This window comes from Mycolicibacter virginiensis (assembly GCF_022374935.2).
GTDB lineage: Bacteria > Actinomycetota > Actinomycetes > Mycobacteriales > Mycobacteriaceae > Mycobacterium > Mycobacterium virginiense.
This window is the reverse complement of record NZ_CP092430.2, coordinates 3340665-3367402: the sequence shown is the minus strand read 5'-3', so window position 1 is coordinate 3367402 and position 26738 is coordinate 3340665. Positions and strand designations below refer to the sequence as shown.

At 67.1% G+C, this 26738-nt stretch carries 26 protein-coding genes, 1 tRNA gene, 1 other RNA gene and 1 pseudogene; 18 read left to right on the top strand and 11 right to left on the bottom strand.

Annotated elements, in window-relative coordinates; genetic code table 11:
• Positions 1–64 precede the first annotated feature (64 nt).
• The 3 genes from MJO54_RS16325 to hisN form a co-directional block, all read right to left on the bottom strand.
• Positions 65–1273 (bottom strand): acyl-CoA dehydrogenase family protein, encoded by a 1209-nt coding sequence (locus MJO54_RS16325; protein ID WP_046284557.1) that lies wholly within the window; start codon positions 1271–1273, stop codon positions 65–67.
• Between the two features lie 49 nt (positions 1274–1322).
• A complete protein-coding gene (locus tag MJO54_RS16320) occupies positions 1323–2726 on the bottom strand; it encodes an acyl-CoA dehydrogenase family protein (protein ID WP_046284558.1) in 1404 nt (467 codons plus the stop codon).
• Positions 2727–2836: 110 nt separating this feature from the next.
• Entirely contained in the window at positions 2837–3649 is an 813-nt protein-coding gene (hisN, locus tag MJO54_RS16315) for a histidinol-phosphatase (RefSeq protein ID WP_065152332.1), read from the bottom strand.
• A 23-nt stretch (positions 3650–3672) separates the two neighbouring features.
• On the opposite strand from hisN, the gene MJO54_RS16310 reads away from it, so the two are divergent.
• On the top strand, positions 3673–3996 hold the full coding sequence (locus MJO54_RS16310) for a hypothetical protein (RefSeq protein ID WP_046284560.1): 324 nt from the start codon (positions 3673–3675) through the stop codon (positions 3994–3996).
• Positions 3997–4092: 96 nt separating this feature from the next.
• Here MJO54_RS16310 and MJO54_RS16305 read toward each other — a convergent pair.
• A pseudogene (locus MJO54_RS16305) lies at positions 4093–5463 on the bottom strand (FAD-dependent oxidoreductase); the annotation flags it as partial.
• Between the two features lie 97 nt (positions 5464–5560).
• On the opposite strand from MJO54_RS16305, the gene prfB reads away from it, so the two are divergent.
• From prfB to MJO54_RS16260, 9 genes are all read left to right on the top strand, one after another.
• Positions 5561–6676, top strand: a complete 1116-nt coding sequence (prfB, locus tag MJO54_RS16300; RefSeq protein ID WP_046284561.1) for a peptide chain release factor 2 — start codon at positions 5561–5563, stop codon at positions 6674–6676.
• 4 nt (positions 6677–6680) lie between these two features.
• The gene (locus MJO54_RS16295; RefSeq protein ID WP_046284562.1) at positions 6681–7583 is read left to right on the top strand and encodes a mechanosensitive ion channel family protein; all 903 of its coding nucleotides are present in this window, start codon (positions 6681–6683) and stop codon (positions 7581–7583) included.
• Positions 7580–8128 (top strand): Rv3103c family proline-rich protein, encoded by a 549-nt coding sequence (locus tag MJO54_RS16290; RefSeq protein ID WP_046284563.1) that lies wholly within the window; start codon positions 7580–7582, stop codon positions 8126–8128. The genes MJO54_RS16295 and MJO54_RS16290 overlap by 4 nt, the downstream gene beginning before the upstream one ends.
• Positions 8129–8141: 13 nt before the next feature.
• Positions 8142–8831, top strand: coding sequence for a cell division ATP-binding protein FtsE (gene ftsE / locus MJO54_RS16285; protein WP_046284564.1), 690 nt, complete (start codon positions 8142–8144; stop codon positions 8829–8831).
• Position 8832: 1 nt separating this feature from the next.
• On the top strand, positions 8833–9726 hold the full coding sequence (gene ftsX, locus MJO54_RS16280; protein ID WP_046284565.1) for a permease-like cell division protein FtsX: 894 nt from the start codon (positions 8833–8835) through the stop codon (positions 9724–9726).
• A gap of 2 nt (positions 9727–9728) precedes the next feature.
• Positions 9729–10229, top strand: a complete 501-nt coding sequence (gene smpB / locus MJO54_RS16275; protein WP_024442487.1) for an SsrA-binding protein SmpB — start codon at positions 9729–9731, stop codon at positions 10227–10229.
• Positions 10226–11071: an EamA family transporter gene (locus MJO54_RS16270; protein WP_174549812.1), complete on the top strand. Its 846-nt coding sequence runs from the start codon at positions 10226–10228 to the stop codon at positions 11069–11071. The genes smpB and MJO54_RS16270 overlap by 4 nt, the downstream gene beginning before the upstream one ends.
• A gap of 97 nt (positions 11072–11168) precedes the next feature.
• Positions 11169–11556: a transfer-messenger RNA gene (gene ssrA / locus MJO54_RS16265) on the top strand.
• A gap of 242 nt (positions 11557–11798) precedes the next feature.
• A complete protein-coding gene (locus MJO54_RS16260; protein ID WP_064888476.1) occupies positions 11799–12584 on the top strand; it encodes an SDR family NAD(P)-dependent oxidoreductase in 786 nt (261 codons plus the stop codon).
• 27 nt (positions 12585–12611) lie between these two features.
• Here MJO54_RS16260 and MJO54_RS16255 read toward each other — a convergent pair whose 3' ends face one another.
• A complete protein-coding gene (locus tag MJO54_RS16255; RefSeq protein WP_065153694.1) occupies positions 12612–13040 on the bottom strand; it encodes a hypothetical protein in 429 nt (142 codons plus the stop codon).
• Between the two features lie 188 nt (positions 13041–13228).
• Here MJO54_RS16255 and MJO54_RS16250 point away from each other — a divergent pair, with 188 nt between their 5' ends.
• Complete coding sequence (locus MJO54_RS16250) at positions 13229–14749, top strand: aldehyde dehydrogenase family protein (protein ID WP_065153695.1); 1521 nt, start codon at positions 13229–13231, stop codon at positions 14747–14749.
• Here the strand turns inward: MJO54_RS16250 and MJO54_RS16245 are convergent.
• Positions 14746–16089, bottom strand: a complete 1344-nt coding sequence (locus tag MJO54_RS16245; protein ID WP_259602746.1) for a PPE family protein — start codon at positions 16087–16089, stop codon at positions 14746–14748. The genes MJO54_RS16250 and MJO54_RS16245 overlap by 4 nt on opposite strands.
• Before the next feature lie 130 nt (positions 16090–16219).
• Here MJO54_RS16245 and MJO54_RS16240 point away from each other — a divergent pair, with 130 nt between their 5' ends.
• On the top strand, positions 16220–16588 hold the full coding sequence (locus tag MJO54_RS16240) for a DUF488 domain-containing protein (RefSeq protein WP_024440277.1): 369 nt from the start codon (positions 16220–16222) through the stop codon (positions 16586–16588).
• Position 16589: 1 nt separating this feature from the next.
• Here the strand turns inward: MJO54_RS16240 and MJO54_RS16235 are convergent, their stop codons facing one another.
• The gene (locus MJO54_RS16235; RefSeq protein WP_082957260.1) at positions 16590–17123 is read right to left on the bottom strand and encodes a hypothetical protein; all 534 of its coding nucleotides are present in this window, start codon (positions 17121–17123) and stop codon (positions 16590–16592) included.
• A 49-nt stretch (positions 17124–17172) separates the two neighbouring features.
• Between MJO54_RS16235 and MJO54_RS16230 the strand changes: the two genes are divergently transcribed.
• The 6 genes from MJO54_RS16230 (at position 17173) to MJO54_RS16205 (ending at position 22574) form a co-directional block, all read left to right on the top strand.
• On the top strand, positions 17173–18525 hold the full coding sequence (locus MJO54_RS16230; RefSeq protein WP_165604606.1) for an MFS transporter: 1353 nt from the start codon (positions 17173–17175) through the stop codon (positions 18523–18525).
• Positions 18407–19957, top strand: a complete 1551-nt coding sequence (locus MJO54_RS16225; RefSeq protein WP_046284569.1) for a PucR family transcriptional regulator — start codon at positions 18407–18409, stop codon at positions 19955–19957. Before MJO54_RS16230 ends, MJO54_RS16225 begins: the two co-directional genes overlap by 119 nt.
• A 59-nt stretch (positions 19958–20016) precedes the next feature.
• On the top strand, positions 20017–21273 hold the full coding sequence (locus tag MJO54_RS16220; protein ID WP_046284578.1) for an NAD(P)/FAD-dependent oxidoreductase: 1257 nt from the start codon (positions 20017–20019) through the stop codon (positions 21271–21273).
• 55 nt (positions 21274–21328) lie between these two features.
• On the top strand, positions 21329–21778 hold the full coding sequence (locus MJO54_RS16215) for a GreA/GreB family elongation factor (protein WP_046284570.1): 450 nt from the start codon (positions 21329–21331) through the stop codon (positions 21776–21778).
• Positions 21779–21850: 72 nt separating this feature from the next.
• Positions 21851–21923, top strand: a tRNA-Ala gene (locus tag MJO54_RS16210).
• 312 nt (positions 21924–22235) lie between these two features.
• A complete protein-coding gene (locus tag MJO54_RS16205) occupies positions 22236–22574 on the top strand; it encodes a hypothetical protein (protein ID WP_131810371.1) in 339 nt (112 codons plus the stop codon).
• A 160-nt stretch (positions 22575–22734) separates the two neighbouring features.
• On the opposite strand, the gene MJO54_RS16200 is transcribed toward MJO54_RS16205, so the two are convergent.
• From MJO54_RS16200 to MJO54_RS16185, 4 genes are read right to left on the bottom strand one after another with little or no spacing between them, the layout of a single operon-like run.
• Positions 22735–23703, bottom strand: coding sequence for a D-2-hydroxyacid dehydrogenase family protein (locus tag MJO54_RS16200; protein WP_240175180.1), 969 nt, complete (start codon positions 23701–23703; stop codon positions 22735–22737).
• 2 nt (positions 23704–23705) lie between these two features.
• On the bottom strand, positions 23706–24974 hold the full coding sequence (locus tag MJO54_RS16195) for an amidohydrolase family protein (protein WP_064888481.1): 1269 nt from the start codon (positions 24972–24974) through the stop codon (positions 23706–23708).
• 36 nt (positions 24975–25010) lie between these two features.
• Entirely contained in the window at positions 25011–25796 is a 786-nt protein-coding gene (locus MJO54_RS16190) for a class II aldolase/adducin family protein (RefSeq protein ID WP_046286773.1), read from the bottom strand.
• Between the two features lie 51 nt (positions 25797–25847).
• A complete protein-coding gene (locus MJO54_RS16185) occupies positions 25848–26636 on the bottom strand; it encodes a FadR/GntR family transcriptional regulator (RefSeq protein ID WP_240175179.1) in 789 nt (262 codons plus the stop codon).
• Positions 26637–26738: the final 102 nt, after the last annotated feature.

Genomic DNA, 26738 nt, shown 5'->3' with positions numbered 1-26738 from the left:
AGACATGAAAGCCCCCATTTCAGCGCGGAAATGGGGGCTTTCGCGACTGCTCGGCGGAGAAGCGCTACTTCAGCTCGGCCGACGACAGGCCCAGCAGCCGGCGGGCCACCACCAGCAGCTGGATCTGCTGGGTGCCCTCGAAGATGTCGAGGATCTTCGAGTCGCGGCTCCACTTCTCCAGCAGCATCTGCTCGGAGTAGCCCAGGGTGCCGGCCATTTCGACGGCCTTGAGGGTGATGTCGCTGGCGACCCGGCCGGCTTTCGCCTTGCCCATCGACGCCTCTTTGGAGTTGGGGATGCTGTTGTCGGCCTGCCACGCCGAGCGCAGCGTCAGCAGATTCGCCGACTCCCAGTCAGCCTCCATCCGCAGGAACTCCGCGGCCGGCGCGCTCTGGGCGTGTGCCGGCTTGTCGTAGGAGATCTCGATGCCGGCGGCGGTGAGCATCTTGCGCAGCTCTTCGAGCGCGGCCCGCGCGACCCCGACCGCCATGGCGGCCACGATCGGGCGGGTGTTGTCGAAGGTCTCCATGACCCCGGAGAAGCTCTTCTCGGTGTTGATCTCCGGACTGCCCAGCAGGTTGTCCTTGGGGATGCGGGCATTGTCGAACCGGATCACCGCGGTGTCGGAGGCCTTGATGCCGAGCTTGTGCTCCAGGCGCTCGACGATGACACCCGGGTGCTCGCGCGGCACGATGAACGATTTGATCGCCGCCCGACCCAGCGCCTTGTCCAGCGTCGCCCACACCACGATGTGGGTGCAGCGTGATCCGGCGGTGACGAAGATCTTCTCGCCGTTGATCACGTACTCGTCGCCGTCAAGGGTCGCCGTCGTGGTCACCGCGGCCGAGTCGGAGCCGAAGCTCGGCTCGGTGATGGCCATTGCGGCCCACACCTTGCCCAGCCGGGCGAGCTGTTCATCGGTGGCCACACCGGAGATCGCCGCGTTGCCGAGGCCCTGGTAGGGCACCGACAGCATCAAAGCGACATCGCCCCAGCTCATCTCGAGCACCTGCAACATTGCCGCCATGTTGGCCGCGTTGCGGTTACCGGTCTGCTCGCCGGCATCGCGGAAGGCCTCGGCGCCGGCCATCGCGTTACCGCCGGCCCCGGAGACCCCGTCGAACAGGGTTTCCAGGGTGTCCAGCTCGACCGGGTAGGCGTGCTCGCGCGCGTCGTACTTGCGCGAGATGGGGCGCAGCATCTCGGCGGCCCCGGCATGAGTCATCTCAATGACTTCCTGCAGTTTGCGGGGCAGTTCCAAATTGATTGCCATGATCAGACTTTCGTGTTCGCAGCGGAGTTTGCTTGATGTCTTGGATGACTCAGATAACCAGGACGCCCTCGGCGACACCGAGTGCCCGCAGATCGCGGTACCAGCGCTCGACCGGGTGTTCCTTGGTGTAGCCGTGGCCGCCGAGCAGCTGCACCCCGTCCAGACCGATCTGCATGCCCTTGTCGGTTGCGATCCGCTTGGCCAGCGCGGCTTCCCGGATGAAGGGCAGGCCCTGCTCGCAGCGCGAGGCGCCGCGCCAGGTCAGCAGCCGCAGGCCGTCGAGCTCGATGGCGATGTTGGCGCACATGAACGCCACCGACTGGCGGTTGGCGATCGGCTCTCCGAACGCCTCGCGCTCCTTGATGTAGGGCATCACGTGGTCGAGCACCGCGTGGCTGGTGCCGACCGCCAGCGCGGCCCAGCCCAGCCGGGACAGCGCGATGGCCTGCGAGTAGTCGGAATCGGTCGCAGCTTCCTCGCCGAGGCGGGCGCTCAGCGGCACCGACACCTGGTTCAGCTCGAGCTGGCCCAGGGCGGCGGCGCGCAGACCCATGCTGGGGTCGGCCTTCACCGTCAGGCCCGGCGTCGAAGACTCGACGATAAACAGCGCGGGCTTGCCGTTGAGCTGGGCGGCCACGATGAACAGCTCAGCGTCGGCGGCAGCCACCACCAACGACTTCACGCCGTCGAGCCGGTAGCCGCTGGGCGTGCGCACCGCGGTCGTCTTGAGGTTGGTCGGGTCGAACAACGGCTGCGGCTCGACGATCGCGACACAGGCTTGGGGGACCTTCTCGCCGGCGAACTCGGGCAGGTAGGTGGCCTGCTGGTCCGCGCTGCCCCAATGGGTCAACGCCGAGGCCACCCCGCCGGGGGCCAGGATCGGCAGCGCCAGGCCCATGTCGCCGTAGCCCAGCGCCTCGGCGACCAGCACGTTGGTGACCGCGGAACGGTGTGCGGCGATCCCGTCGAAGTCCTCGGGGATGTTGATCGCCGTGATGCCCAACTCGGCGGCCTTGCCGAGCAGCTCGCGCGGGTAGTCGAGGGCTTCGTCGGCGTCGTGGGCGGCCGGGCGCAGCAACTCGGCCGCGAACTCCTCGACCGTGTCGATGATCATCTGCTGGTCATCATCGGGGGTCAGGTCGAAGTAGTCGCCACCTTTGCTGCGGGCGGGGGCGCTGAGCCGCGCCGGGGCCTTGCCCAGGCCCTGGACCTTCTTGAACTGTCGAGTGGAGGCTCCGGCGACGGAGAACACCGTCTTGACGCCGTAATTCAGCCCTCGGTTGAGCGGTTGCCGCAAACCGTAGCGGTCCAGAAAGTCCTGGCTGACCAGGGGCGTGACGAACGACAGTGCGGCCGCGATCGGGCTGCGCTTGTGCGGAACCGACCCGACGCCGCTGGCGCGGCTGTTGAGCCGGACCTTTGAGCCGTTGGTGGCGGGGGCGATATCAGTCATGTCAGAGCCTCACTCGATGGAAGGTATCGATGAGGCCACCTTACTCCGAAGTAAGATGACTCAGAAGTAAGGTGTGACCAAGTCGTCAGCGGCCCCCGCCGGACGCTCGCTTACTCCGGGGTCAACGCCGTCAGCACCTGCCGGTGCAGGGCGGGGTTGGCGGCCACGGCGCAGTTGCCGTGCGGGCCCGGGTTACCGGACAGGTCGGTGAACACCCCGCCTGATTCGCGCACCAGGATGTCGACGGCGGCCAGATCCCAGACCGACACCGCCGGCTCGATGGCGGCGTCCACAGCGCCCTCGGCGACCAAGCAGTATGCCCAGAAGTCGCCGTAGGAGCGTGCCCGCCACACCGCCTCGGTCAGCCCGAGGAACTGCTCCCGCAGGCCGCGCGCCGCCCAGTAGTTCAGCCCGGCGAAGGTCAGGCTGGAGGAGCCCACATCGGCCACCGAGGACACCGACAGCGGTCGGGCCGGGGCGCCGGCGACGGACCCGAACGCACCCTGGCCGCGCGTCGCCCACCAGCGGCGGTGCAACGCCGGGGCGCTGACCACCCCGAGGATCGGCACACCGTCGGAAAGCAACGCGATCAGGGTGGCCCACACCGGCACCCCTCGCACGAAGTTCTTCGTGCCGTCGATCGGGTCGATGATCCATTGGCGCCCAGTGAAAGTGGCGGTGCCGCCGAATTCCTCACCGAGGATCTGGTCGTCGGCACGCTCGGCGACCAGCACCTCGCGCAGGGCGGTTTCGACCGCCTGGTCGGCGTCGGTCACCGGGGTCAGGTCGGGCTTGGTGTCGACCCGCAGGTCGAGCGCTCCGAACCGCGCCAAGGTGATTTCGTCCGCCCGGTCGGCCAGGCCCAGGGCCAGGGTGAGGTCTTGGTGAAGCTGCGAGTCGAGATTGTCGTTGATCTGCGCCATGGCGAAAGTCCTACCATGGCCGCATGTGGGAGTTTGGGGCACTGCTGTTGCTGCTGGCGGTTCTGGCGGTGTTCCTCGCACCGCGGTTCCTGCGCTCGGGGCCGGGTGCGGGTGCCCAGGACGGCACCGTGCTGGTCACCGGCGTCAGCCCGCGGCCCGAGGCGACCGGCGCGCAATACGTCACCATCACCGGTGTCCTGCATGGACCCACGGTCGATGAGCACGAGGTCTACCAGCGCTACGCAGTCGACGTCAGCAAATGGCCGAGCGTGGGCGACCTGCTGCCGGTGCGGTATTCACCGCGCAATCCGGACAACTGGAATCTGACCGGGCCGATAGGGGACTGACGATCCCGGTCAGTGCGACTGCGACTCCGGCAACGGCACCGGGTAGGACGTCAGGCCCGCGTCATCACAGTCAGGGCAGGAGTCGTTCGTGCCTGGCCCATGCCCGATCCGCAGCATCTCGGCGACGTTGGCCAGCTTGACCCGGGGCCGGCCGTGCGGCTCACCGGTGGAGCGCTCATGGGCGTCGATCAGCTGCCAGTGCTCGGCGGTGACCAGTTCCGGTTGGCGAGACAGCAACCACCGGTGCAGTTGCGCTTCGTAGTCGTCGACGTCGGGAAGCCCGGTTTGCGCTGCCCGGGCGGCCAGATCGGCGGCAAGGGTGTCGACGGTGGCCTGCGAATCGCTCTTGTTGGAACCGATCACCCCGGATGGCCCACGCTTGATCCATCCGACCACGTACTGATTGCTGGTGCCTTCGATGCGGCCGTCGGTGTGCGGAATGGTGCAGCTGCGTTCGTCGAACGGCAAGCCCGGCATCGGCACGCCGCGATACCCGACCGAGCGCACCACCAACTGGGCCGGCAGCACCTCACGCTCACCGGTGTCGTTGGCGCTGACCCGACCGTTCTCATCGGTCGTCAGCTCGTTGCGTCCCAATACGATTTCCTCGACCCGGCCGTCGCCGCGAATCTCGATCGGAGATGTGCAGAACCGGAACACAATCCGGCGATGGCCCGGGCGCAAAGCGCGTCCGACATAGGTGCGCAGCACCTTGACGTTCTGCTTGGGATGTTTGGCGGCCGCCTCGATGTCCTCGTCGGTGATGCCGGCGAACTCAGCGGCGTCGATCACCACGTCGACATCGTCGAGTCCCTTGAGATCCCCGAGTTCGCGTAGCTCGGGGCTGGTGAACGTGGCCTGCAGCGGGCCGCGGCGACCGATGATCACCACCTCCTCGATGCCGCGCGGGCCGAGCAGGTCCAGCGCGTGGTCGGCGATGTCGGTGCGGCGCAGCTCATCGGGCTGACTGACCAGGATGCGGGCCACATCCAGGGCCACGTTGCCGTTGCCGACCACGATGGCGCGCTTGCAGGTCAGATCCGGTGCATGGTCGGTGAAGTGCGGGTGGGCGTTGTACCAGCCGACGAAGTCCACCGCGGCGACGCTGCCGGGCAGGTCCTCCCCGGGAATGCCCAACTGCCGATTCGACTGCGCGCCGATCGCGTAGATCACCGCGTCGTAGCGCTCGGCCAGTTCCTCGGGCATGACGTGCTCGCCGACGGTGACGTTGCCGTAGAACCGGAACCGAGGATCGGCGGCGGTCTTCTCGAACTGCGCACTGATCGACTTGATCTTCGGGTGATCCGGCGCCACTCCCGAGCGCACCAGGCCCCACGGTGTCGGCAGCATCTCCAGCATGTCGACGCGCACGTCGACCTCACCGCCGGCGGCCAGCTTGAGCAGCGATGCCGCCGCGAAGTAGCCGGAGGGACCGGAGCCGACGATCGCGACGTGGTAGGGCCGCATCCTCGAACCTTCTTTCGGAGTCGGAAGTCGTTCATGCACCCGCGTAACCCCGATGCTAGAGGTAGCTCGCCGACGGCCGCCGGTAACCTCGATAAACGTGGAACCAGACCGCCAGCCCGACATCGACGCCCTCAACACCACCTTGACCACGGTGGAGCGGGTGCTGGATGTCGACGGACTGCGCAGCCGTATCACCGATCTCGAACGCGACGCGTCCGACCCGAATCTGTGGGATGACCAGACGCGCGCCCAGAAGGTCACCAGCGAGCTGTCACACGCCCAGGCCGAGCTGCGCCGGGTAGAGGAGCTGCGCCAACGCGTCGACGACCTCCCGGTGCTCTACGAGTTGGCGGCTGAAGAAACCGGCGCCAGCCAGACTGAAGCGGTCGCCGATGCCGACGCTGAACTGGCCAAGCTGCGCGAGGACATCGACGCCATGGAAGTCCGCACCCTGCTCTCGGGTGAGTACGACGAGCGCGAGGCGCTGGTCACGATCCGCTCCGGTGCGGGCGGTGTGGACGCCGCGGACTGGGCCGAGATGCTGATGCGGATGTACATCCGCTGGGCCGAGCAGCACAAGTACGGCGTCGAGGTGTTCGACACCTCCTACGCCGAAGAGGCCGGGATCAAGAGCGCCACGTTCGCGGTGCACGCGCCCTTCGCCTACGGCACCCTCTCGGTGGAGCAAGGCACTCACCGGTTGGTGCGGATCAGCCCGTTCGACAACCAGGGGCGCCGGCAGACGTCGTTCGCCGAGGTCGAGGTGCTGCCGGTGGTGGAGACCACCGACCACATCGACATCCCCGAGGGCGATGTCCGCGTCGACGTGTACCGCTCGAGCGGGCCGGGCGGGCAGTCGGTGAACACCACCGACTCAGCGGTGCGACTCACCCACATTCCTACCGGGATCGTCGTCACCTGCCAGAACGAAAAGTCGCAGCTGCAGAACAAGGTTTCAGCGATGCGGGTGTTGCAGGCCAAGCTGATGGAACGCAAGCGATCCGAGGAGCGAGCCGAGATGGACGCGCTCAAGGGCGACGGCGGCAGCTCGTGGGGCAACCAGATGCGCTCCTACGTGCTGCATCCGTACCAGATGGTCAAGGACCTGCGCACCGAGTACGAAGTCGGCAACCCGGCCGCGGTGCTCGACGGTGACATCGACGGATTCCTGGAGGCCGGAATCCGGTGGCGCAACAGGCCCGAAGGCGACTGAGCGCATGGTCTTGGCCTTCTCCCCGGGGCAGCGCTGGCATGACTTGTGGCGCGGTCAGATCGGCGAGTGGGTCATCACCAAGGGCTTGCGGATCGTTCTGCTGCTGATCGGAGCGGCACTGGCATCGCGGTTCATCACCTGGGCGGCACGCCGCGTCACCCGGCGGCTGGAACGCGGCTTCCAAGCCAGTGACGCGCTGGTGCGTTCGGAAGCCTCCAAGCACCGCCAGGCCGTCGCCTCGGTCATCTCATGGGTCTCGGTGGTGCTGCTGTGCGTGATGGTCGCCGTCCAGATCACCAGCATCCTCGATATTCCGGTCGGCTCGCTGGTGGGGCCGGCCGCGGTGCTCGGTGGCGCGATCGGTTTCGGCGCCCAGAAGCTGGTGCAGGACCTGCTGAGCGGGTTCTTCATCATCACCGAAAAGCAGTACGGCTTCGGTGATCTGGTGCAGCTGTCGATGGCAGGCGCGCCGACCGAAGCGCTCGGGACCGTCGAGGAGGTCACGCTGCGGGTGACGAAGCTGCGCACCCCCAACGGCGAGGTCTACAACGTGCCGAACGGCAACATCGTCCGGTCGCTGAACCTGTCCAAGGATTGGGCGCGCGCCGTCGTCGACATCCCGGTGCCCACCAGCGCCGACCTGACACGGGTCAACGAAGTGCTGCACCAGGTGTGTGAGAACGCCCGCGAGGCCGACGCGCCGCTGCGGGATCTGCTGCTGGACCAGCCGTCGATCATGGGGGTGGAGAGCATCGAGCTCGGTGTCGTCAACCTGCGGATGGTGGCCCGCACCCTGCCCGGCAAGCAATTCGAGGTGGGACGCCGACTGCGCATCCAGGTGGTGCGGGCACTGGCGTCGGCCGGCGTGGTTACCGCCGGCGACGTGAAGCCGGTGGAGACGCTGTGAAACTCAGCATCAGAAAGCCCGATGACACCCCGGCGAAGCCAGAGCCGGCAGACGGCAAGCGATGGAAACTGCCGGCGCACCTGTTCGGCGGCCGGGTCCGCACCTCGACGGTGGCGCTGATCATCGCCTTCATCGCGGTGTGGTGGGTCTACGACACCTACCGGCAGGAGCCGACGCCGCCGCCGGCCCCGCAGGTGGTGCCGCCGGGTTTCATCCCCGACCCGGCCTATACCTGGGTGCCGCGCACCAAGCTGCAACAACCACCGGTGACCATCACCGAGACCGTCACACCCACACCCACCCCCACCGAGCCCCCCGCCCCGTCGGGGCCGCCGGCCGGTGAACCGCCGACCCCGACCCCGGTGCCGGGATTCCCGTTCTGCCCGCCGCTGTGTCCTCCGCCGGCCCCGGCTCCGCCGGAGGAACCCGGACCGATCCCACCGGCGCCCGAGGCGCCCGCTGCGGCACCGCCGGATGCTCGCCAACCCGTTCCTGGGCCGCCTACACCCGCGTCCCCGCCCGGTCCGGGCGCCTCGCACGGCTAAACTGCGTGCCGTGATGATCACGCTCGACCATGTCACCAAGCAGTACAAATCGTCGGCCCGTCCGGCCCTGGACAATGTCAACGTCAAGATCGACAAGGGCGAGTTCGTGTTCCTGATCGGCCCGTCCGGCTCGGGCAAGTCCACGTTCATGCGGCTGCTGCTGGCCGAGGAGACACCCACCTCGGGTGACATTCAGGTGTCGAAGTTTCACGTCAACAAGCTGGCCGGCCGCCACATCCCCAGCCTGCGGCAGGTGCTCGGATGCGTGTTCCAGGACTTCCGGTTGTTGCAGCAGAAGACCGTGTTCGAAAACGTCGCGTTCGCCCTCGAGGTGATCGGCAAGAAGCCGGAGATGATCAACCGGGTTGTCCCCGAGGTTCTGGAGATGGTCGGGTTGTCCGGCAAAGCGAACCGGCTGCCGGGCGAGCTGTCCGGTGGTGAGCAACAGCGGGTGGCTATCGCCCGGGCCTTCGTCAACCGGCCCCTGGTGCTGCTGGCCGACGAGCCGACCGGAAACCTGGACCCGGAGACGAGTGAGGACATCATGGATCTGCTGGAGCGGATCAACCGCACCGGAACCACGGTGCTGATGGCGACCCACGACCACCACATCGTCGACTCGATGCGCCAGCGCGTCGTCGAACTATCACTGGGACGGCTGGTGCGCGACGAACAGCGCGGCGTCTACGGAATGGACCGCTGACGTGCGCTTTGGATTCCTGTTCAACGAGGTCCTGACCGGCCTGCGCCGCAACGTCACCATGACGGTGGCGATGATCCTCACCACGGCCATCTCGATCGGCCTGTTCGGGGGTGGCCTGCTGGTGGTGCGCCTGGCCGACCAGTCCCGCAGCATCTACCTGGACCGGGTGGAGTCGCAGGTGTTCCTGAACCCCGACGTGGCCGCCGATGACCCGAACTGCGAGGGCCAGGCGTGCAAGGCGCTGCGCGAGCAGATCGAGACCCGCAACGACGTAAAGTCGGTGCGCTACCTCAATTCTGATGACGCGTATGCCGACGCCATCCGTAAGTTCCCCGAGTTCAAGGACGTGGCGAGCAAGGACTCCTTCCCGGCGTCGTTCATCGTCAAGCTGGAGAATCCGGAGCAGAGCAAGGATTTCGACGCCGCGATGCAGGGCCAGCCGGGCGTGCTCAGCGTGCTCAACCAGAAGAAGTTGATCGACCGATTGTTCGCCGTGCTCGACGGCCTGAGCAGTGCTGCGTTCGCGGTCGCCCTGGTGCAGGCGGTCGGGGCGGTGCTGTTGATTGCCAACATGGTTCAGGTCGCCGCCTACACGCGGCGCACTGAGGTCTCGATCATGCGTCTGGTGGGCGCCAGTCGCTGGTATACCCAGCTGCCGTTCCTGGTGGAGGCGGTGCTGGCCGCGACGGTGGGCGTGATCATCGCGATCGTCGGGCTGCTCGTGGTGCGAGCGGCGTTCCTCGACAATGCGCTCAGCCAGTTCTATCAGGCGCATCTGATCGCGCGGATCGACTACGCCGACATCCTCTACATCTCGCCGATCCTGCTGCTGTTGGGCGCGGCGATGGCCGGCGCGACCGCGTACGTGACGCTTCGGCTGTATGTGCGGCGGTAGCGATGGCTAAGAAAGCGGCGGACAAGGGCAGCAAGAAGAAGCCGGACAAGCAGATCGTTGCGTCGAATCGCAAAGCACGCCACAACTACTCGATTCTCGATGTGTACGAGGCTGGGGTGTCGTTGGTGGGCACGGAGGTGAAGAGCCTGCGCGCCGGTCAGGCGTCACTGGTCGATGCGTTCGCCACTGTCGACGACGGCGAAGTGTGGCTGCGCAACATGCACATTCCCGAGTATCACCACGGGACCTGGACCAATCACGAGCCGCGCCGCACCCGCAAGCTGCTGTTGCATCGACGCCAGATCGACATGCTGATCGGCAAGATCCGGGACGGCAATCTCACCCTGGTGCCGTTGTCGGTGTACTTCACCGAGGGCAAGGTGAAGGTCGAATTGGCGCTGGCGCGCGGAAAGCAGGCCCACGACAAGCGGCAGGATCTCGCCAAGCGCGATGCGCAGCGGGAGGTCACTCGGGCGCTGGGCCGGCGCGCCAAGGGCATGTGACCGGCGCCGTCCTGGCGCTGTTGTCAGCGGCAGGGTTCGGGGTCAGCGATTTCGCTGGTGGCCTCGCCGCGCGCCGCGTACCCGCACTGCGGGTGGTGTTGGTCTCTTACCCGGTGGCGCTGGTGTTGCTGGGCACGCTCGCTATCGCGGTGGGCGGGCCGATCCCCGCGGGTGCGATCGGCTGGGGCCTGGCTTCCGGTATCGCGCTGGGGCTGGGTGGCTGGTGGTTCTACGCCGCGCTGGGTGCCGGGCCCATCTCGGTGGTGTCTCCGATTTCGGCGGTGCTGACGGCCGGGGTTCCGGTGGCGGTCGGTTTCGTCATGGGGGAACGGCCCGGGACGGTGGCCGACGGCGGGATCGTGCTGGCGCTGTTGGCGGTGGTCCTGGTGAGCCGCCAAGCCACCGACGAAGACATCCGGCCGCACCGCTTCACCCGCAAGGTGGCCTGGCTGACCGTGGGAGCCGGCGTGGCGTTCGGGTTGGACTTCGTGTTCATCCACGAGGCGCCGGACGACTCCGGGCTGTGGCCGTTGGCGTTCGCGCGGGTGGCCGCCGCCGTGCTGGTGTTCAGTGCGGCGACCGGGGCGCGTGAATTGCGCGTGCCCACCGGCCCGCCGTTGAAGCTGGCGCTGGTGGCGGGGCTGTCGGACACCGCAGCCAATGTCGCGATGCTGCTCGCGCTGCGCGGATCGGACCTGGCGTTGGCCAGCGTGCTGATCTCGCTGTTTCCCGCGGTGACGGTGGTGCTGGCCATTGTGGTACTGCGCGAGCGGGTACACCGCGGGCAGGTGCTCGGCATGGTGCTGGCCGCGGTGGCGGTGGCGATGATCACCGCGCGGTGACGGTGCGACGCCGAAGGAATGAACGGGCGTGGGTCTGTCGTTGGAACCGCGTACCATGAAGTGTCCGCCGAGGTTCGGTGGCAATTACCCAAGACAGGGGGCTGAAAGGTTTCGACTGCGTGTGTCGAATCAAGGGAAGCGTGCCGGTGCAGGCAGGAGACCACCGTAAGCGTCGCTGTAAACAAGTAAGCGCCAAGGCACTTACGCCGGCTAAGGTCGCTCTTCAGAGCGACTTCGCCCTCGCTGCCTAAGCGAGGCGGGCCTGTCAGACCGGGAGCTCCCTCGGCCCGGACCCTGGCATCGACTAGAGGGATCCACCGATACGTCCGGTCGCGGGATTTATCGGGACACCAACAGCGACTGGGATCGTCATCTCGGCTAGTTCGCGTGACCGGGAGATCCAAGTAGAGACATAGCGAACTGCGCACGGAGAAGTCTTGAGGGAATGCCGTAGGACCCGGGTTCGATTCCCGGCAGCTCCACCAGAACGGGACGGGCCAGGACGAAAAGTCCTGGCCCGTCCCCGTTTCAGCTCAACCTCAACCGAGGCACCTGGCTCTCGGTTCCTCCCTCACGGCGGCGATTGCGCCGGGGGATCATCCGCTCGGACTTATCCTGTTCGCGTCCCGCCCTGTGGCGAGGCCTCGATCGCGATGTGGTCATTTGTCGCGTTGAAGAGCTCGGCGCACGAGGAAAAGGGGCCAGTGTTGACCGAGGTGACGCGCAGATGACGGACGACGTAACCGAAGGACGAGGACGCCTCCTGGGAAAGTCGGCGGTGATCACCGGGGCAGCCTTTGGCATCGGTCGGGCTACCGCCGTGCTCTTCGCACGCGAAGGTGCGCGTCTGGTCGTGACCGATATTCAAGGCGAGCCGCTGCTGGCGCTCGCCGAGGAACTGCGGCAAGCCGGGGCGCAGGTTGAGGCAGTCGTCGGCGACGTCTCGGCCCAGAATGATGCGCAGAGAATGATTGGCGCGGCGGTCGACCGATTCGGACGGCTCGATGTGCTGGTCGCCAACGCCGGCATCATCCCGCTCGGCGATGCGCAAGAGGTGACCGCCACCGACTGGGACAACGTGATGGCCATCGATGGCCGCGGCATGTTCCTCACGTGCAAATTCGCAATCGAGGCAATGTTGCCGACCGGCGGCGGCGCGATCGTGTGCCTCTCGTCGATCTCGGGACTGGCGGGGCAGAAGCGGCAGGCGGCCTACGGGCCCGCTAAGTTCATCGCCAGCGGTTTGACCAAGCACTTGGCGGTCGAATGGGCCGATCGGGGAATCAGAGTCAACGCCGTTGCCCCCGGGACGATTCGCACCGAGCGGGTCCAGCGGTTCCCGGAGGAGCCGGGTGGCTCAGCGTATTTGGCGGCGGTCGAACGCATGCACCCGATGGGCCGTATCGGCGAACCGGCCGAAGTTGCCAGTGCGATCGCCTTCCTCGCTTCCGACGATGCCTCCTTCATCACCGGCGTCGTGTTGCCCGTCGACGGGGGATACCTTGCCCAATAGCCCTAGATGGTGCGGGGCGGTGCAGGCCTAGTGCGGCGTCAGACCCGCCACGTAATAGCAGGGCCAGACCTTCTCCCCGGGAAGCCCCGGCCTGGGCATGGCGCCGGGTGCGAACCATTCCGGGCCGGTGCTGTACATCCAGCAGTTCTTGTCCGCCAGGTCACCCTTTTTGGAGGCGTCATTGTTGGTGGGGTTATTCGGCGGGTTGGTGTTGGACGGGTTGTTGTCGGGGGCGTCGGGCCGCGGGGGTGAGAACCCCTTTTGCTGCTGTTCGTCCTGCTGTTCCTGCTGATTGTCGGCGGGCTCCTGCTGGGTGGAGGGCGCTGGATCGGCGGAGGTAACAGGCGCCAAGCCGAACACGACGCCCGCGGCGGCCCCGATCAGGACCGCCTTGACCGACGTACTGGCCAAGCCGGCAACCCAACGATGAGAAAGTGTCGACGTCTGATCGGTCATCGTTCTCTCCAATGCATGCGTAGCGATTCGCCTGTGTGGACGGTAGGGCGGGTCAGGGCAGAGCGGCTACAGGGGTTTCCCTTGCATTGAACGAGGTTCAGGACCCTTGACAAACTCCTGCGCGGCACCTGACGATCACATACGGCGAGGTCACAGCCTCCCCGCAGGTTCTAGATCGGGAGCGCATCATGACCGCAGTGCAATCCAGGGCCGAGTCGATGATCACCGTGCACAACCCCGCGACCGGGGCCGTGTCGGGCACCGTGCCGATCGACGACCCCCAGACGGTGGCCGCCAAGGCAGCCCAACTCATTTCAGCCCAACCGGAATGGGAGGCGCTCGGGCCGAGCGGCCGCAAGCGCTGGTTGCTGGCCTGGCAGGACTGGATTCTGGACCACGCCGATCACATCACCGAGGTGTTGATCTCCGAGACCGGCAAGTCGCACGTCGACGCCAGCCTGGAGGCGGTCGCCACGGCAGACGCCATCGGCTACTGGGCCAAGAACGCCAAGGAGTTTCTCGCCGACCGGCATCCCAAGGCGCACAGCCCGCTCTATCGCGTCAAGCGGTTCACCACCGCTTACCGTCCCTATCCGCTGGTCGGGGTCATCACGCCGTGGAACTTTCCGTTCGCGATGCCCGGCCTCGACGTGCCGCCGGCTTTGGCGGCCGGCGCAGCTGTGCTGCTCAAGCCCTCCGAGGTGACGCCGTTGTCAGCGGTCGAGTTCGTGCGCGGTTGGGCCGAGATCGGTGCACCGCCAGTGCTCGGCCTGACCACCGGCTACGGCGAGACCGGCCAGGCGCTGATCGAGCACGCCAACTTCCTGCAGTTCACCGGGTCGACGGCCACCGGGCGCAAAGTCGCGGTGGCCTGCGCGCAGCGGCTGATTCCCTACGGTCTGGAGCTCGGCGGGAAGGACCCGGCGATCGTGTTGGCCGACGCCGACCTCGACCGCGCCGCCAACGGCATCGCCTGGGGCGGAATGTTCAACTCCGGACAGGTCTGTGTGTCGGTGGAGCGGGTCTACGTCGAAGCGCCGGTCTACGACGAATTCGTCGCGAAGCTGGCTGCCCGGGTCGGTGAGGTGCAGCAGGGCCAGAACGGTGACACCGGCGCCATGGCGACCGCGGCGCAACGCGACATCGTGGCGCGCCACGTCGATGAGGCGACGGCCGCCGGTGCCCGGGTCGTCGTGGGCGGCAAGGCGACCGGCGTGGGGACCTACTTCGCCCCGACCGTGATCGCCGACGTGAACCCGTCCATGACGTGCATGACCGAAGAGACCTTCGGGCCGACACTGCCGGTGATCAAGGTCGCCGACGAGAGCGAGGCCATCCAGCTGGCTAATGACTCGCCGTACGGATTGTCGGCCACGGTCTGGACGGGCGATAAGCGCCGCGGCGAGCGGCTGGCGCGTCGGCTGGAAGTGGGCGCGGTGAATGTCAACGACGCTTTGGCCAACGTCTTCTGTCCGGGGCTGCCGATGGGCGGCTGGAAAGAGTCCGGCATCGGCTACCGTGCCGGGGGCGCCTCCGGAATCATCAAATACTGTCGCCAGCAGGCTATTACGTCGCCGCGGCTGCCCACCCAAAAGTCCGAATTGCTGTGGTATCCGTCGTCGAAGCGCCGGATGGCGGTGGCGCTAGGGGCCATGCGTGCCTTCGCGGCGCGGGGCCGGCGCCGGTTCGGTTCGCGGCCGAGCAACTAAGAGGGCGCCCGCTCGTCCGAGTCGTAATCCCAAGTCTCGGGCAACAGCGGTACCGCCGGGCCGGCGCCGAAAGCGTTGCCGCGCAACCGGGCCAGTCCTGCTGCTCCCGCGTCGCTTCGCTGAGCTGTCCCGGTGAACCCCAGCGCTCCCGCGCCGGATTCCGAGCAGGCGGGTGTCGTTGTCTCGTCGGGCGTTTCGCCGTCGTCGGCGCCCAGCGTCATGGTGGCGTTGGCGTATTCCTTCATCTGGGCGCGGCGCCGCCGCCGAGACCGTAGCGGTGCGCGAGCTGCCGGCGCCCGAGCCGAGACCGCCGCCGAGGCGCCGGCGGCCGGAGCCCTGGACTGGTCGCGGCCGGTCAGGCTGGGCCCGAAACCTTCGGCGTGGCCCCCGACCACCAGATAGGCCAACGTCTCGGCGCCGCTCACCGGTAATGCCGGCCCGGTGCTCGTCGCACCAGCCGGGCCGGCGGAGGTCCCCGCCGAACCGGCGATACCGCCCCCGACACCGACACCGACGGCGACCGGCTCATGGGCCGGTCGGGCCACGATCGAGTGCACCAACGGGAGGGGTTGTGGCGCGGGCTGCTCGATGACCGGCTCTGGTGGTGGCACCTGCATCGATGCGATGAAGTCGTTGATGGCGTTGATCAGCAACGGCAGCACGATCGGGATCCGAACCGGAATCGTCACGATGAACAGGAACGTTGACCAGAACACGATGTTCCAGAAGATGAACCAAAACCAGCGGTTGGCTTCCTCGATCGGATCCGTCGGCTCGTCGTCGTTGCCACCGGTTCCGTTGCCGACGGCCAGAATCGGCGGCGCGGGGTCCGCGACGGGCAGCGATGCCAGGGCAGCATCGGACATGGCCTCGTAGGTCGCCATGACGGTAGCCGCCTGCACCCACATGCGGGCGTAGTCGGCCTCATTGAGTGCGATCGGGATGGTGTTGATGCCAAAGAAATTCGTGGCGGTCAGCACGCCGTGAAGGGTGTGGTTAGCCGCCAGCTCGGCCAGGGTCGGCATGGCGGCCAGGGCGGTGCTGTAGGCAGCCGCGACGACTTCGTGTTCGGTGCCGGCGCGGGCGCTGTCGATGCTGGCGCGCGTCAGCCACCGCAGGTAGGGCGCGTGCGCCGTGGTGTAGCTGGCGGCGCTCGGTCCGTGCCAGGCCGCTGACCCGACGGCGCCCAGCACGGCGATCAGTTCGGCGGCCGCGGCAGAGTATTCGGTGCTCAGCGCCGACCAGGCGCCGGCGGAGGCCAGCAGGGCGCCGGGGCCGGGACCGCTGCTCAACAACGCGGAATGCACCTCCGGGGGAGATGCGATCCAACCACCGTTCACGCCGACACCAATTTCTACGAGCGAAACTGTAAATAATGTCAAGATAGCATTGCCTAAGCTAACTTCGACGGCGTTGCGGGTGATGAGAACGGCGGCGGACAGGCGCTGTGCGCCGGCGATAACCTGGGGTATGAGTCCCAAAACCACGTTCCGGGTCGCCCGTGTGTACGACGAACCCCGTGCCGAGGATGGTGAACGGATCCTTGTCGATCGGCTGTGGCCGCGGGGCTTCCGCAAGGACGACCCGCGGGTGGGGCACTGGTACAAAGACGCCGCGCCGTCGAACGAACTGCGCCATTGGTACAACCATCAGCCCGAGCGTTTCGACCAGTTCGTCAGCCGCTACGAAGACGAACTGCAGACCGCGAAGGGGGCCGCCGGGTTCGCCGGCCTGCGCGCTCTGGCCCGCGGCAAGAAGACCGTCACCCTGGTGACGGCGAGCCGGGACGTGGAGGGAAGTCACGCGGAGGTGTTGGCCAAGCTGTTGGCCCGACAGTGAACTAGCTGCGCCCCGCGGTGGTGATCGCCATCCCGATCGGAATGCTCACCACCAATGCCGCCAGGAAAAGCCGGTAGGTGAGCAGGGCCCAACCCCGACGCGTGCTGCGCCGAACCCGGTAGAGCCACCAGGCCAGCACGATGAACAGCAGCCCAGAACCCGCATAGAACACCGCGATGTGGTCGGTGACGACGCCGACCACGATGGCGGCGCCGGACAGGTTGAACGCCGCGGCACCCAGCGTTGCTTCGCGAGGTGACGGCGAGGTGGTCGGCAGCAATGCTTGGCCGGATCCGATCACCAGTTGGCCGGCCCCGAGTACCAGAACCAGGTAGGCCACCGCCCAGACCCCGTGACGGGTGGGCGCCGGGGCCGCGATGGCGGCGGCTATCGCGCCACCGGCCACGATCGCGCTGGCGCCGGCTACGGCGAACGGTTTGAACGCTGCCCACTGCTCCCACAGCTGCAGCAGCGCTGGCCGCGGCGACGAGTGATCGGGGCCGCCGGTACAGGCCGCATCGACGGCGTCGTTCATGGTCAAGCCTCCCGAGGAAGAGATTACCGAGGCTGTCTAAAGTTATCGGGTGACCAACGACTCCCCGGCCGCTCGACCGCGGTTGCAGCGGGAGATCTGGGTACTGCTCGTCGCCAACGTCTTGATCGCCCTCGGCTACGGCTTGGTGTCACCGGTACTGCCGGTCTACGCGCGTCACTTCGGGGTGAGCATCTCCGCGACGACGTTTCTCATCACTGCGTTCGCGCTGACCCGGCTGCTCTTCGCGCCGGTGAGCGGCCTGCTGGTGCAACGGCTGGGGGAGCGCTGGGTCTACGTCGCCGGCCTCTTGATCGTCTCGGTGTCCACCACGGCCTGCGCCTTCGTGCAGTCCTACGGGCAGTTGCTGTTCTTCCGTGCCCTCGGGGGCGTTGGATCGACGATGTTCTTCATCGCCGCGGTGGGCCTGATGATCCGGATCAGCCCGGAGGACGCCCGCGGTCGAGTCGCCGGGCTGTTCGCCACGGCCTTCCTGCTGGGCACGGTGGGCGGGCCGGTATTGGGCAGTCTGACAGCGGGTTTCGGCCTCAGCGCGCCGTTCTTGTTCTACGGTTCGGTGCTGATCGTGACGGCCACCGGCGTCTTCGTCAGCCTGCGCCACTCGCATTTGGCCGAAGCGGCCGAATCGACCGGACCCACGGTGTCGGTGCGGACAGCGCTGGGGAATCGCGCGTACCGCTCGGCGCTGTTGTCGAACTTCGCTACGGGCTGGTCGGTCTTCGGTCTGCGGGTTGCGTTGGTGCCGTTGTTCGTCACCGAAGTCCTGGATCGCGGACCCTCCTTCGCCGGCCTGACACTGGCCATGGTCGGGATCGGCAATGTCTGCGCGGTGCTGCCCAGCGGCCAGCTCTCCGACCGGATCGGCCGCAAGGGGCTACTGATCGCCGGCCTGGCGGCATCCGGCGTCACAACGGTGTTGCTGGGCGCGAGCGCATCGCTGGTGGTGTTCTTGGTGGTGGCGTACCTGACCGGGGTGGCCTCGGGGATCTACGGGTCGCCGCAGCAGGCAGTCATCTCCGACCTGGTCGGAAACCAAGCCCGGGCGGGCACCGCGGTGGCGACCTATCAGATGATGGCCGACTTCGGGTCGATCGTGGGTTCGCTTGCGGTCGGCCAGATCGCCGAGCGGATGTCTTTCGAGTGGGGTTTTGCGATCAGCGGTGGGGTGCTGCTGGTGGCGGCGCTCACCTGGCTATGGGCACCGGAGACCAGGGACAGCGACCCGATCGGCGGGATCGCCGACGCGACGTGGCTAGGCTCGGTTGATGGTGACACTGGACCGGCTGGTCAACGTGGTGGGCAGCTACGGGGTTCGGCTGAGGTTCTGCTCCATTCCGAGGACGACGCGGCTGAGCAGTGTCGTGATGCACGAGGTGACCGGTGAGCGCGTCGTCGTCGGCGACGTCCTGTTGGCGGTCGGTGCCCGCTCGGTAAAGGAGGCGGTGCGCTGGGCGGTGGCCGCCAAGGCCGTCGCTGTGTTGGTGCGCGACGTCGAAGACAAGACCTCCTTCGCCGGCGAGGGTGAGTCGCTCGCCGTGCTCGTGGTGGACGCAGCGGTGTCCTGGAGTGAGCTGGCCGCGGTGGTCTACGGGCTGGTGCTCGAAGGCCGGGAGACCGAATCGGGCCGGGGGCCAACGGATCTTTTCGCTGTGGCCGACAGTCTCGCCGAAGCGGTGGGCGGTGCGGTCACCATCGAGGACCAGCTGGGCAGGGTGCTGGCCTACTCGCGTGGCCAGCGGCATGCCGACCCGGCGCGCTCGGCGACGATCCTGAACCGCCAGGAGTCCGAGCCGCTTCGGAAGTTATTCGAAAAGCGCGGCGTTTTAGCGCATTTGGATATCCACGACGAGCCGCTGTTCGTTGCCGCCGATCCCGAGTACGGCTTGACCGGCCGGATGGTGGTGGCGGTGCGTGCCGGCCGCGAGACGCTGGGTGCGGTGTGGGTGGCCTGCCCGAACCCGTTGAGCGGTGAGCGGCTGACCGCACTGGCCGACGGTGCCCGCACGGTGGCATTGCATGTGCTGCGGTCGCGGGCTAGTGCCGACTTGGAGCGACAAGTCGAATCCGACTGGGTAACCAGGCTTTTGGATGAGCAGACCGAGCCGGACGATGCGCTGGCCCTGGTGGCCAGACTGGGGTTGCCGCAGGCTCCGTTGCGGGTGATTGCCGTGCACACCCGGATCGCCACGCAACCTCATGCCGGGCTGCTGTTGGCTTTCGAGGCCGTCACCACGGGCTTCGGCTGGTCGCGTCCCGGCCGCAGCGCACTGGCCGCCAACACCGTCTACACCCTGCTGCCCGCTGAGGACGCCGCTGCGGCCCGGCAGTGGGTGCGCGGCCTGGCCGGTGCCCTGCCGCCGCACGCGAGCGTGTGGGCCGGGATCAGTGCGGTTGCCACGGTCACCGAGCTGGCCGCCGCAGGCCGCGAGGCCGAGGAATGCCTCGCGCTGCACGAAGCCGGCCCACCCGAGAGCGTTCCGCCGGCCTACGACGAATCCTGGGACGAGATCGTGCTGCGCCGGCTGCACACCGCGGCGCGAGCCGGGCGGGTGCCTACCCGCGGACCGGTCGCGGAGCTACGTCACCACGATGAGGCGCACAACACGCCCTATGTGTCGACGCTGCGGGCGTGGCTCGACGCGCAAGGCGACCTGGCCCGGGCCGCCGAGCAGCTGGGCGTACACGAGAACACCGTCCGCTACCGGCTGCGCAAGATGGCCGAGGTGACGCCACTGGGGCTGGAGGATCCGCGGACCCGATTCGCGGCGATGATCGAGCTCGCGGCGGGTGACATGTCGGAACTCGACAAACACTGACGTCGCTGTTGTGCGATTCGGTTAAACCAGGTGTCTGTGGGCAGTCGCATCATGGAGTGATGGGTGCAGCCAACCGAATCGACGGCGCACCACGATCGGTGATCGTGGTGGGTGCCGGCGTCGTTGGCTTGTCCACCGCCTGGTTTCTGCAGGAGCGCGGTGTCGAAGTCACCGTGGTCGACCGCGTCGGAATGGCGGCTGGGTCCTCGTGGGGCAACGCCGGTTGGATCTCCCCGGCGCTGGCGATTCCGCTCAACGAGCCGGCCAATCTGCGCTTCGGGCTGCGGTCCCTGCTGAGCCGGACCGCACCGCTGCAGGTGCCACTCAATGCCGGCCCGGCACTGTGGGCGTTCTTGGCGCGCTTCGCGGCGAACAGTAGGCCCGCGGCCTGGCGCCGCGCGGTACGGGCCAACGCACCTCTGAGTGCGGAATGCATTGAGGCCTATGACGTTCTGCTCGCCAACGGGGTGGACGCCCCGGTCACCGATGCCCCCATCACCGCGATCTTCCGTACCTCGGCTGACGCGGAGCGACTGCTCGACGAGCTGCGCCGGTTCTCCGAGGCCGGCCAGCCGGTGTTCGGCACCGAACTGACCGGTGCCGCACTGGCCGAGCGGGTGCCGCTGGCTTCCTCGGCGGTCGCTGCGGGGGTGCAGATCGACGGCCAGCGCTTCCTCGACCCGGGCCGGTTCGTGACCGCACTGGGCCGCACGGTGGTGCAGCGCGGCGCTGTCCTGCACGTTCTCGATGTCGCCGACGTGTCGCCCCACGGTGACGGCGTGGCCGTGACCAGCAGTGACGGCAGCACTTTGACGGCCGATGCAGCGGTGATCGCCAGCGGTGCCTGGCTGTCCCGACTGGCAGCGCGCTGGATCCGGGTGCCGGTGCGGGCCGGGCGCGGCTACTCCTTCTCGGTGCCGGTCGACGGGCCGGTCACCGGGCCGATCTACCTGCCCGATGCCCGGGTGGCCTGCACGCCGTTGAATGCCCGGCTACGGGTCGCCGGCACCATGGAGTTCGGTGATCCCGACGCCCCGATCGTCCCGGCCCGCGTCGAAGCCATCGTCGACGCCACCCGCCCCCTGCTCGACGGTGTCCGCTGGGATGAGCGCACCGACGTGTGGGTGGGTCCACGCCCGGTCAGCCCCGACGGGCGGCCCTTGGTGGGGGAGGTGTGTCCGCGCACCGTCTACGTCGCCGGTGGGCACGGCATGTGGGGCATGACGCACGGTCCGATAACGGGCCGATTGTTGGCCGAGCAGATCACCACCGGCAAACAGTCCGCCGTGCTGCGTGACCTCGATCCCTTGCGCTGACCCACTCGGGTCGGTGAATTTTCGAATCAAATGCTGTTGTAAAGGAGAACTGTCGATGACTGATACGCACGGTGTCTGGATGACCCAGCAGACCAAGGACCGGCTGTTGGCGGAGCTGGCGGAACTGTCTGCACCGCAAGATGTTTCGGGAGGCGAAGACATCAGCGACCAACAGGCCCGCCAGGCTCGGATCCACCAGATCCACGACCTGCTGGCGGTCGCGGTGGTCGGCCAGGACCCGCCGGACGACGGGGTCGCCGAGCCCGGCATGGTACTGACTGTCCGCTACAGCGACGGGGACACCGAGACCTTCCTGCTCGGCGTCCGCGATGACGACCAGAGCGGGTTGGAGGTCTATTCGCCGCAGTCGCCGCTGGGGATGGCGATCACCGGAGCCCGGCCCGGGGAGGAGCGCACTTACCAGGTGCCCAGCGGGGCCAACGTGACGGTAACGCTGCTCGACGCGGTGCCCTACGGGTTGCATCAGACCCAGCATCCGGCCTGAAAACAGGCCAACTGAGTAGCTGTTTTGAACCTTGGTGCGCCTGTGGTGTAGCTTCGATGAGCACGACAACGCGGGGCTATGGCGCAGCTGGTAGCGCACCACACTGGCAGTGTGGGGGTCAGGGGTTCGAGTCCCCTTAGCTCCACTCATTTCGATGGGTATCGGTGTTCGGTCTGCGCTGATTGCGCAGAATGCGAACAGGCTGCCTGGTGAACATAGAGTCACAAAGCCTGAACCGCATCGTTACGGTAACGAGTCAATTGGCCGGCCCAGTAACTTACACGCCTGTGATACGGTTCTTTTTGCAGTCAGAAGATTGCGTGTCCGGGGGGGCTGGATACTAATCATCGGAGTTTACGTGAAGAGCCTCGGGAGACTCGGTAAAGCGATATTCGCCGGTATCGGCTTTTATGCAAGCGGGTTGATTCTCAGCGGTCCGGCGGGTGCCGTTCCCGTCGTGAACCTGCCCCTTGGTGGGCCGGTGTGTGCGGGTGGTGTGATCGCTCAAACATCCGGTGACGGTGGGGCACCGGCCGGCGTGGTCGGGGCGGCCGGCGCGGTGCCCTGTGGGCCAGCTGCGGCTGACCTGACCACTCTTGCTGGTCCTGTACCGATGGGACTGCCGGGGCCGGTGCCCCCGATCCCGATTGCCCCGATTCCGGTGGTTCCCGGACTGCCGCCTCCCGTGCCTCTGGTGGCGCCGGGCCCGGCCGGAGCCGCTGCGGCCAGCCCGATCGCGGGATTGATGACAGACGCCATCAGTGCCCCTATCGGTTTGGCTGGCGGCACTAAATAGCACGTTTCGGAAAAGGGTCCGCGAACATTGCGTTCGCGGACCCTTTTCTGTTGTGGAATCATTGTGAATCACCCGGCGACAATTTATTTGTAGAACCGTTATTCCAGAGCGACTACACCGTTACAAAAAGCTGTTATCGGAAAAGGTGTGAACGGCGCGATTATGGTTTCACCAACCGGCACGGAGTACCGGCGCAGTAGCCGACGATGTCGTCGACGATATCGCGATAAAAGACGTTCATGCAGTTCTCGGTCACGTAGCCCAGGTGCGGGGTCAGCACGGTGTTGCCCAGCGTGGTGAGCGGGTGCCCGGCCGGCAGCGGCTCCTGGTCGTAGACGTCGAGCCCCGCGCCGCGGATCCGGTTGGTGCGCAGTGCGTCGATCAGTGCCGCCTCGTCGATCAACCCGCCCCGGGACGTGTTGACCAGGATCGCGCTGGATTTCATCGCGGCCAGCTCGTCGGTACCGACGAGGCCGCGGGTCGCCTCGGAGAGCACCATGTGGATCGATACGACGTCGGCGCTCTCGAACAGACTGCGCCGGTCCAGTAGCTGCGCCTGCGCCTCGGCGGCCCGCTCCGGCGTTAGGTGTGGGCTCCACGCCGTTACTCGCATGCCGTAGGCGTGGCCCACCGCGGCGACCAGCCGGCCGATGCGGCCCAGCCCCACCAGTCCGAGCGTCGCGCCGGCCAGATCGGCGCCGACGGTCTGCTGCCACCGACCGGCCCGCAGCGCCGCATCTTCGGCGATCACATGACGTTGCAGGGCGTGGATCAACGCCCAGGTGAGTTCGACCGTGGGCGTAATAGCGCCACCGGTCCCACACACCGTGATCCCGAGCCGGTGGGCCGCGGCCACGTCGATGGCGGCGTTGAACGGCCCGGTGGTGACCAGCAACTTCAGCGCCGGCAGCCGAGACAGCAGATCGGCGCCGATCGGCGTGCGTTCGCGCATCGCCACCACCACCTCGCGGTCGGCCAGCCGGGCGACCAGTTCGTCACCGGGAGCGAGGTGTTCGCGGATCGCCAACAGATCCACGGGCCGCGGGATGGGCGACCAGTCCACCGTGGCGGCGATGCCCTGGTAGTCGTCGAGCACCGCGACACGTAGCGGTGGCGGGGAGACGGCCACGTTCAGAACGCATCCGGGTCGAGCTGGACCGCCTCGGGAACCGGATGCTGATAGAGGCGAGAGGCGTTCTCCCAGGTGAACTTCCGGATCACCTCGGCAGGTAGGTTGCCGATCTCCTCATGTATCACCTGCTGGGTGTTCGGCCAGGTCGAATCGCAGTGCGGGTAGTCGGCTTCCAGCATGATGTGGTCGGTGCCGATGCGTTCGTGCTGGCAGAACGACGACTGATCCTCGACCGCGCAGAACCAGAAGTTGCGTTGCAGCACCTCAGCCGGGGAGAGCGTCTCGCCGAGCGCTTTCCAGGTTCCGTACATCTCGTGATAGCTCAACATGTGGTCGAGGCGGTCCAGCAGCCCTGCGACCCAGCCGATCCCGCCCTCGGACAGGCAGATCTTCAACTCGGGGAAGCGGCTGGGCAACCCGGAGTACAGCCAGTCGACCGCGGCGGAGATGGCGTAGGCGAAGAACAGGACGCCGGCGACGTCGGGCGGAGCATCATCGGTGGTCGACGGCGAGGTGCCCGACGACCCGATGTGCAGGTTGACCACGGTGCCCGTTTCGGCGCAGGCGGCGATCATCGGGTCCCAATGCCCGGAGTGAATGGTCGGCAGCCCCAGCATGGCCGGATTCTCACTGAAAGTGATGGCGCGAAAGCCTCTTTCGGCGTTCTCGTAGATCATCGCCGCGCCTACCTCGGGATTCAGCAGCCAGGGCAGTTGACAGCCGATGATGCGGTCGGGATAGGAACCGGCCCATACCTCGTGGTGCCAGTCGTTCCATGCCCGCACCGATGCCAGTGCCAGCTCACGGTCGCCGGTTGTGAGCTGCAGGCGCTGGCCGGCGAACCCAGGCAGGAAGGAGGGAAAGTTCAGCGAGGCGTAGACGCCGTTCAGGTCCATGTCTTTGATGCGTGCGTGGATATCCCAGGCGCCGCGGCGCATCTCGTCGAATCTGGCCGGCTCGAAGCCGTACTCCGAAACCGGACGGCCCACCACGGCGTTGAACCCGACGTTGGGCAGCGATTGGCCGTCATACATCCAGGTCTGGCCACCGGTATCGGTCTCGACCACCCGCGGCGCCCGGTCGGCCAGTTTGCGCGGCACTCGGCCGAGGAAGGTGTCCGGAGGTTCGACGATGTGGTCGTCGACCGAGATCACCGTGTAGCGCCGTTTCGCGCGGGGCGGTTCGGGTAGGAAGGTCACGGTGCGTTCCGCTCCGGCCTTGGCGGTGGTAAAGCTCAGGTCGGAGCTGAGCTCGTCGATCGATTTCACCGGTGAACCTCAGTCTTGGTCAGTCGAGAGTCTTGATCAGTCGAGCACATGCCGGTCGGCCTTGATGGTCATGCGGGCCGCGCCGGCCCAATACACGTCGGCGGCGCGTTCGATCAACGATGCCTGCATCCCGGCCATGTCGGAGCGCTTCATCGGTGTGGGCGTCCGGCCGGTCAACATGACGTGGTAGGCCAGCTTGCACACCCGCTCGATGGTGGCCGACCGATAGACCGCCTCGGCCAGGGTGCGTCCGGTGGCGATCACCCCGTGCGAAGCCAGGATCGTCAGGTTCGCGCTACCGATGCGCTCGGCCAGATCCCGGGCCCGCGCAGCGGTGTCCACCTCGCCGTCGTAATCCTCGACGAAGCACAGATCATCGAGGAACAGCGAGCCGGTCTGGTGGACCAACTCGGGCAGCGTCTGAAGCGACGCCAACAGGCTCACGTAGTAGGGGTGGTTGTGGATCACCACGCGCGCGTCGGGGCGGGCGCGGTGCAGTTCGGTATGGATATGGATGGCGGGGGTGACATCCCAGCGGCCGGCGATGACGCGGGCGTCCGCGTCGACGATGCAGATGTCGGAGGCGGTGAGTTCGGCCCACCACAGGCCCCACGGATTGACCAGCATGTCGGTCTGGCCGGTGGGCTGCCAGGTGATGTGGCCGGCCATGTTCTCGGCGAAGCCGATGTCGGCGAGATGGCGAAACGCGATGGCCAGTGCCTGGGCGTTGCTCAGCTCGACGCCGATCGGCGGAACCACGGACGGCGACCAGACCGCTGAGCCGCCGGGACGGGCGCACTGGACGTCGACGGACTCCGTCATGAACAAATCATATGGAAATAAGGGGCTCCGTCAACGGAGTCGGCGAGTTCCTCAGAGCTCGGCGTCCCCGGCGCTGGAGATCCCCCGGGGACGGACCATGGCGGGGTCGACGATCCCCGAACGGCCGGGGTAGTGCTGGACGTGCAGAAGGTGCGCCGCGGCGAGGTCTCGGGCCCGCTGGGCGTCGCCGACATCGATGGCGTCGATTACCTGACGGTGGTCCTCCAAGACGGCGCGTCGCTCGGGCACGGGCACCGTCGAATGGTCGGTGACCTGGCTGGACCAGCTTTGCTCGTGTGCGGACCACAGGGTTTCGAGCGCGCCCGCCATGACGAGCATGGTGGTGTTGCCGCAATGGGTGACGAGCGCTTCGTGGTAGCGGCGGCTGGCGGAGGTGGCCTTCTGCAGGTCGTCGACCGCGGCCACCGATTCCTCGTGTAGCCGCCGCAGAATGGGCACCACCGTGCTCTTGCGGTCCGGCCGCCCCGCGCACAGTGCCGCGCAGGCTGGTTCGACCTGCAGCAGTGCGGTCCCGACGTCGGCGAGGCTGACCTGTTGCGATCCCAAAACCAGGCCCATGGTGTAGGCAACGTTTGCTGGAGTGGGTCGATGGATCACCGCGCCGCCCCGTTTGCCGCGGCGCACGGTGAGCAGTCCCTCGGCCTCGAGGATGCGCATGGCCTCACGCAGGGACGGCTTGCTGATGGCGAATTCGACCAGGAGTTCGTCCTCTTTGGGGAGCACGTGATCGTCGGTCAGCTCGCCGGTCAGAATGCGCCGACGAAGTTCGTCGGCGACCTGTTCGGCAAGCCGCCGAAAGCGAACGGTGGGAGCTGCCACGCGTCGAGTGTGCCAGACCAAGACCCTTTCCTTCGGTTCCTCGAATCGCTCACTTCCAAATGATTCGTGGCATACGATCGCGCTGCGAGAAGGGGACCATGG

What these genes read in the sequence shown, in the direction of transcription:
- MJO54_RS16325 (WP_046284557.1), bottom strand. Translation starts at nt 1,273, where the DNA reads ATGGCAATCAATTTGGAACTGCCCCGCAAACTGCAGGAAGTCATTGAG.
- MJO54_RS16320 (WP_046284558.1), bottom strand. Translation starts at nt 2,726, where the DNA reads ATGACTGATATCGCCCCCGCCACCAACGGCTCAAAGGTCCGGCTCAAC.
- hisN (WP_065152332.1), bottom strand. Translation starts at nt 3,649, where the DNA reads ATGGCGCAGATCAACGACAATCTCGACTCGCAGCTTCACCAAGACCTC.
- MJO54_RS16310 (WP_046284560.1), top strand. Translation starts at nt 3,673, where the DNA reads ATGTGGGAGTTTGGGGCACTGCTGTTGCTGCTGGCGGTTCTGGCGGTG.
- MJO54_RS16295 (WP_046284562.1), top strand. Translation starts at nt 6,681, where the DNA reads ATGGTCTTGGCCTTCTCCCCGGGGCAGCGCTGGCATGACTTGTGGCGC.
- ftsE (WP_046284564.1), top strand. Translation starts at nt 8,142, where the DNA reads ATGATCACGCTCGACCATGTCACCAAGCAGTACAAATCGTCGGCCCGT.
- smpB (WP_024442487.1), top strand. Translation starts at nt 9,729, where the DNA reads ATGGCTAAGAAAGCGGCGGACAAGGGCAGCAAGAAGAAGCCGGACAAG.
- MJO54_RS16260 (WP_064888476.1), top strand. Translation starts at nt 11,799, where the DNA reads ATGACGGACGACGTAACCGAAGGACGAGGACGCCTCCTGGGAAAGTCG.
- MJO54_RS16255 (WP_065153694.1), bottom strand. Translation starts at nt 13,040, where the DNA reads ATGACCGATCAGACGTCGACACTTTCTCATCGTTGGGTTGCCGGCTTG.
- MJO54_RS16250 (WP_065153695.1), top strand. Translation starts at nt 13,229, where the DNA reads ATGACCGCAGTGCAATCCAGGGCCGAGTCGATGATCACCGTGCACAAC.
- MJO54_RS16240 (WP_024440277.1), top strand. Translation starts at nt 16,220, where the DNA reads ATGAGTCCCAAAACCACGTTCCGGGTCGCCCGTGTGTACGACGAACCC.
- MJO54_RS16235 (WP_082957260.1), bottom strand. Translation starts at nt 17,123, where the DNA reads ATGAACGACGCCGTCGATGCGGCCTGTACCGGCGGCCCCGATCACTCG.
- MJO54_RS16225 (WP_046284569.1), top strand. Translation starts at nt 18,407, where the DNA reads ATGGTGACACTGGACCGGCTGGTCAACGTGGTGGGCAGCTACGGGGTT.
- MJO54_RS16220 (WP_046284578.1), top strand. Translation starts at nt 20,017, where the DNA reads ATGGGTGCAGCCAACCGAATCGACGGCGCACCACGATCGGTGATCGTG.
- MJO54_RS16215 (WP_046284570.1), top strand. Translation starts at nt 21,329, where the DNA reads ATGACTGATACGCACGGTGTCTGGATGACCCAGCAGACCAAGGACCGG.
- MJO54_RS16190 (WP_046286773.1), bottom strand. Translation starts at nt 25,796, where the DNA reads ATGACGGAGTCCGTCGACGTCCAGTGCGCCCGTCCCGGCGGCTCAGCG.